Below are 15,005 nucleotides of genomic sequence, written 5' to 3'. Positions count from 1 at the left end.
AACTGGGGTATCACGAAACGCTTGGCCACCCCACTGAATCGCCCCGGCCGGTACCCATACAAGTCCGAAACTATTGAACCACTATACTGCCGCCTGTGTTCGTGACACACGCCATGGGCCGCCTTTCTTGCTTGAGTACCTTTCAGAATTGCGTTTGCCTTCAGTATTCCTGGTGGAAGGCGATGCAGCAATCAAGCTGACATCGACGATCATCTTGTTTGAGAAACTTTGGGCTGCCAGTTGGCGATTGACAGTGGCAAAGCCTTGCTGAGCCAGGTTATGTTGTTCCAGCAGGTGACGAAAACGCAGTATAAGTATAGCGCTTTCATCAAGCATGCGATCCAGTTCAAAACGGCAGAACTGGCGCAGGCTGGCAATCTCATCAAGTACATCTTCCATGTCCGGATCAGAGTAGTTGTAGGCAATTTAGGCAATACGCACCCGCACCGAATGGAAAATCCTGTATCAGCACACCAGCGATCAGTCGTTTATGCTGGATGATGGTACTGGTATCTGTCTGATCAATCCGGAAGGGGCAGAAATCACCAGCAATGAAAAACTGATCTGGCACGGTAATACCGAATGGCCAACACAAACCCAGGTGCTGGATAGCGCTTCAGCCATTGTCGCGCTGACCAGCCGTTACCGCTACAGTGAGCGATTGATCCTGCCTGGGCAACGGCTGTATATCCTCGGCCATCTGCAAACGCGATCACCGGCAACCGAGCAATCTGTGCAGAATATTACACGTGATCTGCTCAGTGATTGGAAACAGGACAGAGAGCAATTGCTGGAACGCTTTGACAGCAATCGGGATAGCGAGATAGATCAGGCAGAATGGGAAATCGCTCGTGAGGCTGCTCGATCACAAGCTCACACCCTTCATCAACAGCTATTGCACGAACTGGAAATCCATCATATTTCCAGACCGGAAGATGACAGACGTCCGTTTATCATATCGGTTCCCGCAAACAGAGTTGATCCGGAAATGTCGCCGCCACGCGCTCTTTATGCTGACGGTCAGCCTGGGGATGATGAGCTGCGCTGCTTGGCTGTTGCGGGTACATGGATAGGTTAAACCGATATTTTCTGACGGTATTTAATAAAAACTGCGATGACTAGAACCACAACTGCACGCCGGCCACAAAGCGAACCTGGCTGGAATCTCCGCCTTCCTCTCGCACAAGATCAGCCGTCTTAAAAAAGCTGCGGTCGTATGAAATTCCAATATAAGGTGCGATTTCTCGCCTGATTTCATAACGCAGCCGCAACCCCAGCTCAATATTGTTGAGCCCTTGGCCAGTAGTAAACTTTTCTACCTTTTGCACGGCTGCATGAGTCTCAATACGTCCTTGCAAGATCAACCGCTGTGTCAGCAAAAAGTTGCGGGATGTCTGGAAACGCACGGACACATCTCCATCCTGGCTAATAAAGAGCGCAGACTCCACTTCGTAGCGATACGGAGCGAGCCCTTGAAACCCAATAACCGCATGAGCCCGCGCCACATCTCTCCCTTTAAAGATTTGTGTCTCTCCGCGCACACCGATCTGAAAATCATAATACTTCCCAATAAATCTACCGTACAGAAGCTGTATGTCGATGTCGTGGTCTGCTTTGAAAGCCGTATTTCGTTCGCCTTCACTTTTAAACCACAGTCGGTTGAAGTCTCCTCCGTACCAACCCTGTATATCCCAGCGGAAATCGCCGCCATCCTCTCCCGGACGGTATTCAAGCACACCAGCACTCAGGAACGCATAGTTCTGATCACTATGGGTCGGATGATGATATTCACCCCGAGATTGGAGCAGATGATTGGGCAAAGTCTGTTTTGCTTTGTCTGACAGTATTTCTGCGCTTGCTGCCGGCAGGCTGCTACCCGCACCTAAGAACAGAATCGCAACAATGCCAGCCCCAAGTTGCAGAAAGAATTTCACGGTTCTGTTCCGGGAACTGCATCCAGGGTCTCAACCACACGAAACATTCCTGTTTCCATATGCAAGAGCAAGTGGCAATGAAAGGCCCAAGGACCAGGTGCATCAGCAGTAATGGCAACAGAAATGCGTTCAGCGGGCTTGACAAGAACCGTGTGCTTACGCGGAAGGTATGCGCCAGCGCCATTTTCCAGATACATCCACATGCCATGCAGATGCATCGTGTGGTCCATCATCGTATCGTTAACAAAAATCCAGCGTAACCGCTCTCCATGATGGAAAAGGATCGGCTCCCTGGCATCTGAATATTTCTTGCCATCGAACGACCATATGAAGCGTTCCATATGACCGGTAAGGTGAATTTCGAGCTCACGCTCAGGTTTGCGCTGATCAGGATAGGGCTTGAGGCTCTTTAAATCGGTATAGACTAACACCCGGCGGCCATCATTTCCCAGCCCGATGCCCGGTTCATCCATACGACTCTGTGTGAAATCCGGAATGAACTGATTGCCAGGACCATGATCGTCAGCAGCATGCCTGACTGGCTTGGTATCGAGATGCCCGGGCCGATCATGCTCTCCATGCGTGTCGTCGAGCTGCATCCCTTTTGTCGGTTCACCTCTAGCTGCATCGTGAGATTCGTGGTCACCATGGCTCTCGGCGTTCATGTGTCGCATGCCCATATCTGCCATGGTGAGAAGCGGACGGGAGCGGCGCGGCGGAATCTCTGCCGTCATTCCAGGGCGCGGTGCCAGGGTGCCGCGTGCGAAACCACTTCGATCCAGTGTCTCTGCAAAAATCGTGTAAGCACGATCCTCTTTAGGTTCCACGATAATATCGTAGGTTTCAGCCGGACCGATGCGGAACTCATCCACTTCAACAGGTTGTACATTCTGACCATCCGCTTGCACTACGGTCATCCTGAGTCCGGGAATCCGGATGTCCTGAAATGTCATAGCCCCTGCTTGAATAAAGCGCAATCGTACGCGTTCACCCGGACGGAAAATCCCCGTCCAATTTGCGGCCGAGGTCAATCCATTCATGAGGTAGGTGTAGGCATAACCCGTTACGTCTGCCAAGTCTGTCGGATCCATTCGCATCCGGGCCCACATCAAGTAATTGTCAAATGCCGGGAGCCAGCCATCCTGCATGACGTCCTTAATAAAATCACCCAGCGTGCGCTTTTGAAAGTTGAAGTAGCCGGGCTGCTTCTTGAGCTTTCCGATCATTGCATCCACTGAAGAAAAGCTCCAGTCCGAAAGCATGATCACATATTCGCGATCGTACTGGATCGGGTCTGGTTCAAGCGGATCAATAATCATTGGTGCATACACGCCTGCCTGCTCCTGGCCGCCTGAATGACTGTGAAACCAGTACGTGCCGTACTGCCTGATCGTGAAGCGATAGGAAAAGGTTGTTCCCGGCTCAATACCCGGGAAACTGACACCAGGCACACCATCCATTTCAGGTGGCAGGAGAATGCCGTGCCAATGTATTGAAGACGTTTCGTCCAGGCGGTTAGTCACATTCAGGGTAACATCCTGCCCTTCGCGCAAACGAAGTAAAGGCCCTGGAACGGTACCATTGACAGTTGTGGCGGTTGTAGTGCGATGATCGATACGAAACGGCGTTCTGGCGATAGTGAGATTGATAACATCTCCGCTTAGCTGCATAGCCGGCGTAACAGCACTTAAGAAATTAGACCAGGCATAGGTCGGCAGCATCCCGTCCAGAGCAGTAAGGGTTCCCAGTGTGCCTGATTTTTTCAGAAAGGCGCGTCTTGAAATTGAGTCCTTCATTCCGATCTCCCCCCCCCCGCTATTTTAAGTTCAGGAAGTTGTCGTTTGCCTGGATTCTGGCAGAAAAATCTCCAGCAAGTCATTCAAAAACCTTCGCCCGTCAGCCGTCGGCCGGATACAATCGTGCTGCCACTCAATCAACCCTCGTTGCTCGGCAGTGGTTAGTTGCTGCTGAATTGAGGCAACTGTCAAGCCAGTACGAGTATGAAACAGCCCAGGATCAAAACCGTCCGTCAATCGCAGTGCATTCATCATGAACTCAAAAATCCGGTCTTGCGGCCCAACTTCCTGTTCCGTGGCAAGCATATTTTCAAGATTGGTATTTCTAGCTGCGGCCTGCTCCAGATAGTGACGAGGGTGCTTATGACGCATCTGCCGGATAATTTTTTCTCGAAAGCTGATTTTGCTGTGCGCCCCGGCACCGATCCCCAGATAATCGCCATATTGCCAGTAGTTCATATTATGCACACACATCCTCCCGGGCTGTGCAAATGCAGAAGTCTCGTAGTGCTGGTAGCCTTTTTCTGCAAGAACACGCTCGATCATGATCTGCATATCAGCTGATGTATCTTCATCTGGCAATTTTGGCGGCTGGCGATAAAACAGGGTATTGGGTTCAAGCGTCAGGTGATAAGCAGAGATATGCGGTACGCCCCAGCCACAGGCTGCCTCAATGTCCTGCAATGCTTCATCCTGGGTTTGATTCGGCAGTGCATACATTAAATCCAGATTGATATTGCTGAAATGCTGTAGCGCCTGTTCAACCGCACGAGAAGCTTCAGCATCATTATGGATACGCCCCAATGCCTGCAAATGCCCGGGATTGAAACTTTGGATACCAATGGACAGTCGATTAATGCCAGCAGACCGGAAATCTGCAAACTTTTGTGCTTCCAGCGTTCCCGGATTGGCTTCCAGTGTAATTTCAGTCTCGGGAGCAAAAGACAGCAGCATACGCGCATACGAAAGAATTGCATCGATTGAGGCACCACTGAACAGGCTCGGGGTTCCGCCACCCAAAAATACGCTGGTAACAGGCCGCCCCCAGATTTGTGGCAACGATAGCTCCAGATCACGCTTGAGTGCTGCAACATATTCGGCCTCCGGGAGCGCGCTATTCGGATCAATTGCATGCGAATTGAAATCACAATAAGGACATTTTCTGACGCACCAGGGCAGATGAATGTACAACCCTAAGGGAGGAAGCTCAATCAGATGAGGTGATTTTGAATCAGGCAGGGATAAAACCGGGATTATTTTTTTCATGTCAATCGCATGATCACAAACACGTTATGTCAAACTAAACCGGCATTTTTTCATTCCCCGCCAGTATTTGTACCAGCCTGGCAAGCGCCTTGCCGCGATGACTGATCTTGTTTTTTTCTTCCATGGAAAGCTCGGCTGCGGTTTTACCCAGTTTGGGCAGAAAAAAATGGGGATCATAACCAAATCCGCCCTGACCTTTGGGTTCAGCAATGATTTCTCCATGCCAAGTATCTTCGATAATGACAGGTTGCGGATCCTGCCCATGACGCAACAGGATAATCACACAGTAATAATAGGCCCGGTGATCGGATTGGCCATGCAGTGCTTCAACCAGTTTGCGATTGTTACGTTTATCCGAGCGAGGTTCGCCCGCATAACGGGCGGACAATACACCGGGCGCACCTTGCAAAGCATTAACACATATCCCGGAATCATCTGCCAATGCGGGTAATCCGGTTGCGAGACTCGCATGTCGTGCTTTGGCCAGCGCATTTTCCACAAACGTCATGTGAGGTTCATCCGCTTCAGTTACTCCAAGCGATGCTTGTGTAACCACTTCAATACCAAGGGGAGCCAGCAGTTTTCCTATTTCAGCAAGCTTTCCGGCATTATTGCTGGCGATAACAATCCTGCTCAGGGAGCGCTGCATGTGTAGTTACTTTTATTGTCAGGAAGCAGCGGTTTCAAGTGTTTTACGTTGCAGGTCAAACAGCTCTTGCAGCCCCTGTTGAGCCATATCAAGCATGACATCCAGTTCCTGACGGCTGAAAACGACTTTTTCTGCAGTACCTTGAACTTCCACTAATCCCAGATTACCAGTCATGACGACATTCAGATCAGTATCGCAACTGGAATCTTCCGCATAATCCAGATCCAGTAGGGGTTGGCCTTTCAGTATGCCAACCGAAACAGCAGCAACGTGATCCTTGATCGGATTTTCTGAAATTATTTTTTCTGCACGCAAATATCCAACTGCATCACACAACGCAACAAATGCGCCGGTAATGCTAGCGGTACGAGTTCCCCCATCGGCCTGGATCACATCACAGTCAATCTGAATTGTGCGTTCACCAAGTTTTTTCAGATCCAGTACGGAACGCAATGCTCTCCCGATCAAGCGCTGAATTTCCATAGTACGTCCGGATTGTTTACCTTTGGCCGCTTCACGCTGCATTCTTTCACCTGTGGAACGCGGCAACATGCCATATTCTGCCGTCAACCAGCCTTGCCCGGCCCCCTTGAGAAAAGGCGGGACTTTTTCAATAACACTAGCGGTACAAATGACCTTGGTTTCACCGTATTCAATCAACACCGAACCCTCAGCATGCCGGATATAGTGGCGAGTTATTCTGATCGGGCGCATTTGTGCAAGCGTACGATGATTGTATCGTGGCATATCAATCACTTATTTTTTACACTGATAATGTAATTCCAGCGTGCTATCGGATAATGTCATCAGACTGAGAAATGGTAGTCAGGCTTGGCGGGAGATCCCGATGATATGGTCAGTACTTCGTAGCCATTATTGGTAACCAGTATTGTATGCTCCCATTGCGCAGACAGACTGCGATCCTTGGTAATCACTGTCCATCCATCCGGGAGTTGCTTGATGGCAGCTTTTCCTGCATTGATCATGGGTTCGATTGTAAAAATCATACCAGGTTTAAGCTCGATTCCCGTACCAGCGCGGCCATAGTGCAATACTTGGGGATCTTCATGGAATTTTGCACCAATACCATGCCCGCAAAATTCTCTGACGATGCCATAACCAGTTTTTTCTGCCAGACGCTGGATCGCGTGGCCAATATCTCCTAAATGTTTGCCCGGACGCACCTCCTCGATTCCACGCCACATTGCCTCATAGGTGAACTCGCATAACCGCTTGGCCTGAATGGAGGGCTCACCTGCGTAATACATACGGCTGGTATCACCATGGTAACCTTCATAGATGACCGTTATGTCGAGATTGACAATATCTCCGTCCTTAAGCTTTTTATCTCCCGGCACACCGTGACAAACCTGATGATTCACAGAGGTACAGATAGATTTCGGATAAGGACTGTAACCAGGCGGTGCATAATTAAGAGGAGCCGGTATCGTTTTCTGTACATCGACCATATAATGATGGCAAAGCTTATCCAGCTCACCTGTTGTTATGCCGGGTACTACATAGGGTTCAATATAATCTAGCACCTCAGACGCCAGTCGCCCGGCAATACGCATGGTTTCAATTTCCTGTGCTGTTTTAATATGAACTACCACACCCACTCCAACTTGCTCCAATAATCATAATAAATATTTGAAGAAATCTGTGAAAAATCTACAGATAAACAATTCATTGATTTTACCGCTCGAGAAATACTGCGCTACCGACTTTTATAAGCGATCACATTCGCTAACTTCAAGCTGTGTGCCCGGGAACTGACGGATCAGCTGCTGAATATTTTCAGTGATCTGTTTAGTTGGACTGCGAACTACAAACTCAAATTGTTCCAGAGTTTGTTCACTATCCAATACATGTTCCACACCCTTGTTTTTCATGTCTTCTGTCAACGCCACCGCATCGGAGTTATCCGTCAGGATTGCCAATGAAATTGCATTATGCCACGGGTTATCTGCATTTTCTTGAATATGCAAATGAGGAATCTCCAATTTTTCCAGTTGTTCGATCTGCTTCGCAGTCTCACGTGCGTTTTGTAATGGTGGAATGTGCATCCAATGAATAGTAATTTTTCCTTGGGAAATCTCAGTGACAAGATCTTTCCCCGTTTCCCATTTAGAAATTTCCGCTCTGGCTAATCCGGCAACAGGTTCTGGCAGGCTTCCCCATTTAAGACATACAACCCTGGTTGGCAACAGCTCTATTTTTTCTGGATGAATCAATGGCTTCTGTACAGAAAAATTATTTTTCGGCAGGCTGTAAAAGTAAAAAGCAGCACCTATATTTGCCAGCAATAAAAAAAGAAGAAGTTTTTTCATCTCATAGATTTATAAGTAAACAATAGCAGCGTTTACTGTAGTCAACAAATCTTGTTAGAATACATATATATTGTCTCTTTTATCAGAAACTACTTTATAGCCTATAACGATCATGAAACTCATTGGAACTACTGTAGCAGCAATCGTACTCACATTTTCCAGCTTTGCATTTGCCGAATCCCCAGCTGCGGGCGATGTTGAGAAAGGCAAAGAAATTGCAGCCGGAATATGTGCAGGCTGTCACAATGCTGATGGTAACAGTACTATTCCTATTTACCCCATTCTTGCGGGGCAGGAACCGGGATATACTGCCAAGCAATTGCATGATTTCAAGGCTGCAGCAGGTGAAACTGCCGCGCGTGACAATATGATTATGGCTCCCATGGTGGCAACATTAAGTGAGAGCGACATCGAAAATCTTGCCGCTTACTATTCACAGCAAAAGCCACAACCCGGAATAGTTGGTGATGCTTCCCTGATAGAGGAAGGAAAAAGGCTTTATCAGGGCGGAAATCTGGAAAACTTTATTCCTGCGTGCTCCAGCTGCCATTCTCCCAATGGACAAGGTATTCCACCGCATTATCCAAGAATAGATGGCCAGCATGCCGCCTACACTCTGTCCCAGCTACAAGCATTTCGCCTGGGAACACGCAAGAATGACACGAACAGTGCCATGCAGATGATTGTTTCGCGCATGAGTGAACAAGAGATGAAGGCAGTATCTGAGTACATCACCACACTCAGGTAACATCTTACTTATCTGACGTAATTGACAGGAGACATTCTTCAAGAATTAACCTCCTGTTTTTTATATTATTACGATCATTCAACCGGCCTCAGTAAGGTTTGTGGAAAAAACATACTCTGTTCTTTTTAAACTAAAGTTGGGTTAACGGTTTTTTCATCTAGTCATCAAACAAACCTGCCCTTCACAGCATCTTACGCATTCGCCATACCTTCTACCCAATCCCCCCCTTGTATCAGGCTAATTGTCGCCTGTTGGCCATGTTTACCCGCACCAAAGTTGCCAAGGAGTTTCGTAAATGGGTGCTGGATATTCTGGATAAGGAAGTTAACCAGTAACCTGTCAGCAATCCCGACAAATTCATTTCACCGGAACAGCAAGGCATCCTGTTTAACCTGACGGCAATCCGGTTTCCAGAAGGGAGAGATCGTCCTTATGGCTGGAGTGTCACCGGCAATGTAAAAATGCCCCCCTGAATTAAGCTGGTCACTTTTTCTACAAGGTGGCCGCTATTGTTAACACAGGAGATGGCAATGACTATTAAGGTATTAAGAAGCAAAGGCACCTCCTGCGCCGAAGCTGTCTATCAAGGCACCTGTCTGGACAAAGCCAGATCCCGTCGCTATAAGAGATTAGCTCGTACCATCGTAGTAACTAACAGACAAACTGATCACAGAACTGAAAGTCTGGGCCAATACTTTACCACGTAGAATTGGCGGCCTTTGTGGAATGCTCTGAAGATCTTCAGGATCTACTCGTTACCGGTTGGACTGAGGTGGATGAGACCCCCTAGCTGGATGGATCACCCGGGGGGGAGGGGGGTGAATTACCTGCACAGATGGCAAGGAAGGGAATGGAAAGGTGGGGAATGTAGGGTAAACAGCAAAAAGCCCAGCTTCTTAAGGGCTGGGCTTTTTATCAGATCAAGTCTTAATCAGGGAGCTTGAATATTGGATGCTTGTTTACCCTTTTGACCTTGTGTCACATCAAAAGAAACTCTTTGACCTTCTCTCAGAGTCTTAAATCCATTCATGCTGATTGCAGAAAAATGCGCGAATAAATCCTCGCTACCATCATCAGGGGTAATAAACCCAAAACCTTTTGCATCATTAAACCATTTAACTATACCTGTCGTCATGTGAATACTCCTTTGTCAAAAAACGGAAAGGCTTCCGTAGAGCTATTTGAATCTAAGATTGCACATGGAATACCAACAGGAACACCAATAACTGCAAAAGCTTTGAAACAAATTCGTTGTATAGTTACTTATACTCCAAATAGAACTGAAAGTCTATAAAATAAAAATCTGAGTTACCCCAAATCACCATTAATAAGTCACGCTTGCAACTGATTCAATTGACGATGGAAGCTAAGCAGGAGAAGCTAGCTGTCGCATCCTGAATGATTGTATGGTTTTTTATGAAAGAGATGGGGATGAGTTTTATACCATTCTTTCATGGCCTACATTGCTTTTTGATGTAAAACTCCTCGGATGATGGGTTTTTTTCCACCTATCAAGGTGTCCGGGCAAATTAGACTACTACAGCCAGTAAGAAGCTGGCATATATCACGCTGCGCGCACATTTTGATAAGGTCATCAGGGAAGCGGCCAGCGTAGATAAAGGCAAATTTCAGTTCCGCGATTTGTGTGCAAAAGCCGGGATCGATAAAGCAGAGTCTGCAGATGATATCAGACAGGCTCAAAAGCAACTGGGACACGCATCAGTCACCATGATGACGGAGATATATGTTCGGGAGAGAAAAGGTGACAAAACCACTCCAACGAAGTAGCGGTTTGCGGAAATAGTTATGGGTTATATAACCCATAACTATTTGATTGAATGGTGGGTCTGGTAGGACTTGAACCTACGACCAAGGGATTATGAGTCCCCTGCTCTAACCAACTGAGCTACAGACCCTGATGACAGAAGTTTTTGACAGCTTCTTTTTTCAATTTGATTAATATAGTATCAGGAATTTCCACTATCCAGGAAGCTGCGTAATCGGTCAGATCGGGCAGGATGCCTTAATTTTCGCAGTGCTTTTGCCTCGATCTGGCGAATTCGTTCACGCGTCACATCAAACTGCCTTCCTACCTCTTCTAGAGTATGATCTGTATTCATTTCAATACCGAAACGCATGCGTAAAACCTTTGCTTCCCGAGGCGTTAAAGAGTCCAGTACATCTTTTGTGACAGTACGCAATCCTGCATAAATCGCAGCATCGGCCGGCTCCATGGTAGAGACATCTTCAATAAAATCTCCCAAGTGAGAATCCTCATCATCACCAATAGGTGTTTCCATTGAAATTGGTTCTTTTGATATCTTAAGGATTTTTCTGATTTTTTCCTCAGTCATCTCCATTTTTTCTGCAAGTACTGCAGGTTCTGGCTCTTGTCCGGTTTCCTGCAGAATCTGACGGGAGATACGATTCATCTTGTTGATAGTTTCTATCATGTGCACTGGGATACGAATAGTACGTGCCTGATCTGCAATAGAGCGTGTAATTGCCTGACGGATCCACCATGTCGCATACGTTGAAAACTTGTATCCACGTCGATATTCGAATTTATCAACTGCCTTCATCAATCCGATATTACCTTCCTGTATCAGATCAAGAAACTGCAATCCGCGATTAGTGTATTTCTTGGCAATTGATATAACTAACCGCAAATTAGCCTCTGTCATTTCGCGCTTTGCACGTCGTGCTTTGGCTTCACCCGTCGTCATACGACGATTAATTTCCTTCAATTCCTTGATAGGAATACCAGCCTGTTCCTGAAGAGTAAGCATCTTTTGCTGCTGCTCCATAACAGCCGGACGATAATGCTCAAGAGATTGGCTGTAAGGCTGATTTGCATCTACTTCCGAGTTGATCCAGTCAATATTTGTTTCGTTACCTGGAAATGCCTTAATAAAATGATTTCGTGGCATTTTCGCCCGCACGACACACAATTCAGCAATTTTGCGTTCGCAGCTGCGAATATCATTCACAATAGTACGCTGTGTATCACACAATCTTTCAACCATCTTGGCCGAGAAGCGCATTGCCATCAGTTCGGCAGAAATTTTTTCCTGTAGCTGCTTATATTTCTTGTCTTGGCGCCCACCACCCTTTTTATCAATGATTTTTTTCATATCATCATAGGTTTGGCGTATCACAGCAAAACGCTCCAGCACCTCATTTTTCATCTTCAGCATATCGGCATTGGCTGAAGCGATTTGCTCTTCCTCAGTTTCATCCGAATCAAAGTCCTGATCCAGTGATTCTTCAGGCATTCCCTTGCCTATGATTTCCTCTGTATCGTCATCCAAGAAACCATCGACCAGCTCGTCTGCACGCAACTGGCCGCTTTCCACATCTGCAGCCAGCCCAAGTATGTTTTCTATAATCGTCGGACAGGCAGAAATTGCCTGGATCATATGTCTTAAACCATCTTCGATACGCTTGGCGATTTCTATTTCACTTTCTCGCGTCAACAACCCTACCGAACCCATTTCACGCATATACATCCGTACTGGATCTGTAGTACGTCCAAACTCTGAATCCACACTAGAAAGTGCCGCTTCCGTTTCTTCAGCCACATCCTCGTCAGCCACCGCCGTCGCCGTATCCGACATCAGCAAAGCTTCTGCATCAGGCGCTTCATCGTGTACCGAAATACCCATGTCATTGATCATGCTGATAATGCTTTCAATTTGATCAGCATCCAACATATCATCTGGCAAATGGTCATTAATCTCAGAGTAAGTCAGATAACCGCGTTCCTTACCCTGCATAATTAATTTCTTCAAACGCATTCTGCGTAATTCAACATCATCGCCCGATGATATAGACACGGAGCTCCTGCTCAATTCAATAACCTGCTTCTCTGAAAGAAGGCTTTTATCTTTTTTGCTCACTTTGTTTTTTTCAGAAATATCATCAACGAGTTTCGACTCTTCCACTCCTGTTTCAGGCATCACCACATCCTGTCCGGGCGAGGCAGATAGATCACCGCTGGACTTCGTTCCCTTAACAGATTTCTTCCGGGTGATCGCCTTCTTTTTAACAGATGCAACCCCTGATTTAGCCACAGGAATATCGCCAGCACCCTTAACTACCACTTTAATCTCATCATCGTGGACTGTAATAGGCGTTTTTTTACTTTTTGTTTCAGTCGTTTTTTGTGATGTAACCGTATTTTTTTTAGCTGATTCTGACACTTTTACTTTTGCCATGCAGAGCACCCATTAAGACTAAAGACGAAACAAACCGAAAGCTTTTAATTATATCAAATTTCTGACGCACTTTTAATAGATGAACAAAAGTATCGCTTATCAACCAATCGCGGCAACACAATTTGATATACCCCACATTTTTTATTTTGATCACCTTGTAAAAGGTCCTACACGCCACAGCTCAAGAAAGTATCAATCGTCGCAACTCTTTTTTCTCTTCTGGAGTAAGTGATGCAAGCGGTCTATTGTGTAACTCAGCCACTCTCGACTTACGTTGAGCTTCTCGTAATCGCACCATTGCTCCAGTAAATTCAGCATCGATATCCCAATCTACATCTTTTACATGTATATCCCGGGCAATCTTTTCCAATAAAACACGATGCGGAGTTTGATCAAGATGCAACATGATTGCTACTGAATTCAATTCATCCATCGAAGTGCAGGAAGATGTTTTAAGAAAATCTACCAATGCAGCCAGCAGTGCCTTTTCCTCATTTTGACCATCATTTAATGCAAAAAGATCTGTATCCAGCTTATCCACATAAGCTGGAGTGTGCAGCAAAATCTGTATCAACCTTCGATATGGCGTAACCGATAAGGGCCTGGATACATTTGAACGAGATATGGAAGGCTGATTCTTCTTTCCGGGTTTCAGAAAAGCAATCAGCTGATTCTGATCCACTCCAGCTAACTCAGAAATACGCTTCATTAACATAAATCCAAATATAGGAGCATTAATCTGTACAAGCAGCGGTTCTGCCTGCTGAACCAATCGGGCACGTCCCTCACTTGTACTAAGATTCACACGGCTGGATAACTCTTTACAAAAAAACACAGATAGCAGCTGAGCTTTTTCCAGCAGATCTTTAAAAGCATCCTTGCCGTATTTGCGAATATAGCTATCCGGATCTTCTTTATCCGGTAGAAATAAGAATTTGATATCCTTTCCATCTTTGAGTTGCGGCAAACTGGTTTCTAATGCTCGCCAAGCAGCTTTTGTACCGGCTTCATCTCCATCAAAACAAAAAACCACTTCATCCGTATAACGTAAAAGCTTCTGGATATGCGTAGACGTCGTTGCCGTACCTAAAGTTGCCACTACGTTTTCAATGCCGTGCTGCACCAGCATTACAACGTCCATATAGCCCTCTACGACGACTACCCGACCTGATTTCCGGATTGCCGGACCGGCTGATACCAGGTTATAAAGTTCGCGTCCTTTGATAAATAACGGGGTTTCCGGCGAATTGAGGTACTTCGGTTCACTCCCATCCAATGCTCGTCCGCCAAATCCTATTATTCTCTTCTTAAGATCGAGAATAGGGAACATGATCCGATGACGGAAACGGTCATAGTTTTTTTTGCTTTCATGAGCAACGATCAAACCTGATCGCACCAGCGCATGACTGGAATCACCTGACGGATAATCCGTAAAGATCTCAGCCAGATTTTGCCAGCCAGAAGGTGCGTATCCGATTCCGAAATGCAAAGCGGTCTGCCCTGACACCCCTCGATCTTTCAAATAAGCAATCGCCAACTCTGATTGTTTGAGTTGCACACGATAAAACTTTGCAGCCTGCTCCATCCGCCCATACAAATCAGATGATGTCTGTATAACCTCATCAAATCTCACTTCATTCAATGAAGTTTCACCTGAATCGGATGCTTTTGAATTAATGTTCTTCCAAGCAGGAATTTGTATACCAGCATGCGCCGCGAGACTTTCCACTGCTTCGACAAAACTGACTCCACTATGTTCCATCAAAAAATTAATGGCATTGCCGTGCCTGCCGCAACCAAAGCAATGGTAAAACTGCTTGGACGAATTTACAGTAAATGACGGGGTTTTTTCATTATGGAAAGGACAGCACGCTGTAAAATTTGCACCGGCCTTTTTGAGTTTAAGATGTCTCGCAACAATATCGACAATATCGATACGATCCAACAATTCCTGAATAAATGGCTGCGCAATCATTTATGGGTAATAAATCTCCGATAAAAGACCACTCGGAGCACACCTCTTCTGAAGTATGCCTGCCTGGAACAGGTATTAGCCGGTTAGCTT

13 protein-coding genes and 1 tRNA gene are annotated in these 15,005 nt (G+C 46.4%); 2 read left to right on the top strand and 12 right to left on the bottom strand.

The window, feature by feature from the left end; genetic code table 11:
* Nucleotides 1-81: 81 nt before the first annotated feature.
* A complete protein-coding gene (locus ACZ5EJ_RS01060; RefSeq protein ID WP_074455724.1) occupies nucleotides 82-399 on the bottom strand; it encodes a DDE transposase in 318 nt (105 codons plus the stop codon).
* Nucleotides 400-490: 91 nt separating this feature from the next.
* Here ACZ5EJ_RS01060 and ACZ5EJ_RS01055 point away from each other — a divergent pair, with 91 nt between their 5' ends.
* Nucleotides 491-1,078, top strand: coding sequence for a GIDE domain-containing protein (locus ACZ5EJ_RS01055; protein ID WP_074455725.1), 588 nt, complete (start codon nucleotides 491-493; stop codon nucleotides 1,076-1,078).
* A 40-nt stretch (nucleotides 1,079-1,118) separates the two neighbouring features.
* On the opposite strand, the gene ACZ5EJ_RS01050 is transcribed toward ACZ5EJ_RS01055, so the two are convergent.
* From ACZ5EJ_RS01050 to ACZ5EJ_RS01020, 7 genes are all read right to left on the bottom strand, one after another.
* The gene (locus tag ACZ5EJ_RS01050; protein ID WP_074455726.1) at nucleotides 1,119-1,934 is read right to left on the bottom strand and encodes a copper resistance protein B; all 816 of its coding nucleotides are present in this window, start codon (nucleotides 1,932-1,934) and stop codon (nucleotides 1,119-1,121) included.
* On the bottom strand, nucleotides 1,931-3,730 hold the full coding sequence (locus tag ACZ5EJ_RS01045) for a copper resistance system multicopper oxidase (RefSeq protein ID WP_011633438.1): 1,800 nt from the start codon (nucleotides 3,728-3,730) through the stop codon (nucleotides 1,931-1,933). Before ACZ5EJ_RS01045 ends, ACZ5EJ_RS01050 begins: the two co-directional genes overlap by 4 nt.
* Before the next feature lie 30 nt (nucleotides 3,731-3,760).
* Nucleotides 3,761-4,996: a radical SAM family heme chaperone HemW gene (gene hemW / locus ACZ5EJ_RS01040; protein ID WP_011633437.1), complete on the bottom strand. Its 1,236-nt coding sequence runs from the start codon at nucleotides 4,994-4,996 to the stop codon at nucleotides 3,761-3,763.
* Between the two features lie 34 nt (nucleotides 4,997-5,030).
* The gene (rdgB, locus tag ACZ5EJ_RS01035; RefSeq protein ID WP_074455727.1) at nucleotides 5,031-5,645 is read right to left on the bottom strand and encodes an RdgB/HAM1 family non-canonical purine NTP pyrophosphatase; all 615 of its coding nucleotides are present in this window, start codon (nucleotides 5,643-5,645) and stop codon (nucleotides 5,031-5,033) included.
* An 18-nt stretch (nucleotides 5,646-5,663) separates the two neighbouring features.
* Nucleotides 5,664-6,392, bottom strand: coding sequence for a ribonuclease PH (rph, locus tag ACZ5EJ_RS01030; RefSeq protein WP_011633435.1), 729 nt, complete (start codon nucleotides 6,390-6,392; stop codon nucleotides 5,664-5,666).
* A gap of 59 nt (nucleotides 6,393-6,451) precedes the next feature.
* Complete coding sequence (map, locus tag ACZ5EJ_RS01025) at nucleotides 6,452-7,258, bottom strand: type I methionyl aminopeptidase (RefSeq protein ID WP_074455774.1); 807 nt, start codon at nucleotides 7,256-7,258, stop codon at nucleotides 6,452-6,454.
* A gap of 114 nt (nucleotides 7,259-7,372) precedes the next feature.
* Nucleotides 7,373-7,975 carry a hypothetical protein gene (locus ACZ5EJ_RS01020; protein WP_074455728.1) on the bottom strand — a complete coding sequence of 201 codons (603 nt, stop codon included), beginning with the start codon at nucleotides 7,973-7,975 and terminating at the stop codon, nucleotides 7,373-7,375.
* 112 nt (nucleotides 7,976-8,087) lie between these two features.
* Here ACZ5EJ_RS01020 and ACZ5EJ_RS01015 point away from each other — a divergent pair, with 112 nt between their 5' ends.
* Nucleotides 8,088-8,723 carry a c-type cytochrome gene (locus ACZ5EJ_RS01015; protein ID WP_074455729.1) on the top strand — a complete coding sequence of 212 codons (636 nt, stop codon included), beginning with the start codon at nucleotides 8,088-8,090 and terminating at the stop codon, nucleotides 8,721-8,723.
* A 931-nt stretch (nucleotides 8,724-9,654) separates the two neighbouring features.
* Here ACZ5EJ_RS01015 and cspE read toward each other — a convergent pair.
* From cspE to dnaG, 4 genes are all read right to left on the bottom strand, one after another.
* A complete protein-coding gene (cspE, locus tag ACZ5EJ_RS01010) occupies nucleotides 9,655-9,858 on the bottom strand; it encodes a transcription antiterminator/RNA stability regulator CspE (protein ID WP_011633429.1) in 204 nt (67 codons plus the stop codon).
* Between the two features lie 704 nt (nucleotides 9,859-10,562).
* Nucleotides 10,563-10,639, bottom strand: a tRNA-Ile gene (locus tag ACZ5EJ_RS01005).
* A gap of 51 nt (nucleotides 10,640-10,690) precedes the next feature.
* Entirely contained in the window at nucleotides 10,691-12,940 is a 2,250-nt protein-coding gene (gene rpoD, locus ACZ5EJ_RS01000) for an RNA polymerase sigma factor RpoD (RefSeq protein WP_464557276.1), read from the bottom strand.
* A gap of 181 nt (nucleotides 12,941-13,121) precedes the next feature.
* Nucleotides 13,122-14,915, bottom strand: a complete 1,794-nt coding sequence (gene dnaG / locus ACZ5EJ_RS00995; RefSeq protein WP_074455731.1) for a DNA primase — start codon at nucleotides 14,913-14,915, stop codon at nucleotides 13,122-13,124.
* Nucleotides 14,916-15,005: the final 90 nt, after the last annotated feature.

This window comes from Nitrosomonas sp. TNE100, assembly GCF_055387135.1.
This window is presented reverse-complemented; position numbering and strand designations above follow the sequence as displayed.

Bases quoted from the DNA above. Each gene is read 5' to 3' on its own strand.
- ACZ5EJ_RS01060 (WP_074455724.1), bottom strand. From the start codon at position 399: ATGGAAGATGTACTTGATGAGATTGCCAGCCTGCGCCAGTTCTGCCGT.
- ACZ5EJ_RS01055 (WP_074455725.1), top strand. From the start codon at position 491: ATGCTGGATGATGGTACTGGTATCTGTCTGATCAATCCGGAAGGGGCA.
- ACZ5EJ_RS01045 (WP_011633438.1), bottom strand. From the start codon at position 3,730: ATGAAGGACTCAATTTCAAGACGCGCCTTTCTGAAAAAATCAGGCACA.
- hemW (WP_011633437.1), bottom strand. From the start codon at position 4,996: ATGAAAAAAATAATCCCGGTTTTATCCCTGCCTGATTCAAAATCACCT.
- rdgB (WP_074455727.1), bottom strand. From the start codon at position 5,645: ATGCAGCGCTCCCTGAGCAGGATTGTTATCGCCAGCAATAATGCCGGA.
- rph (WP_011633435.1), bottom strand. From the start codon at position 6,392: ATGCCACGATACAATCATCGTACGCTTGCACAAATGCGCCCGATCAGA.
- ACZ5EJ_RS01020 (WP_074455728.1), bottom strand. From the start codon at position 7,975: ATGAAAAAACTTCTTCTTTTTTTATTGCTGGCAAATATAGGTGCTGCT.
- ACZ5EJ_RS01015 (WP_074455729.1), top strand. From the start codon at position 8,088: ATGAAACTCATTGGAACTACTGTAGCAGCAATCGTACTCACATTTTCC.
- cspE (WP_011633429.1), bottom strand. From the start codon at position 9,858: ATGACGACAGGTATAGTTAAATGGTTTAATGATGCAAAAGGTTTTGGG.
- rpoD (WP_464557276.1), bottom strand. From the start codon at position 12,940: ATGGCAAAAGTAAAAGTGTCAGAATCAGCTAAAAAAAATACGGTTACA.
- dnaG (WP_074455731.1), bottom strand. From the start codon at position 14,915: ATGATTGCGCAGCCATTTATTCAGGAATTGTTGGATCGTATCGATATT.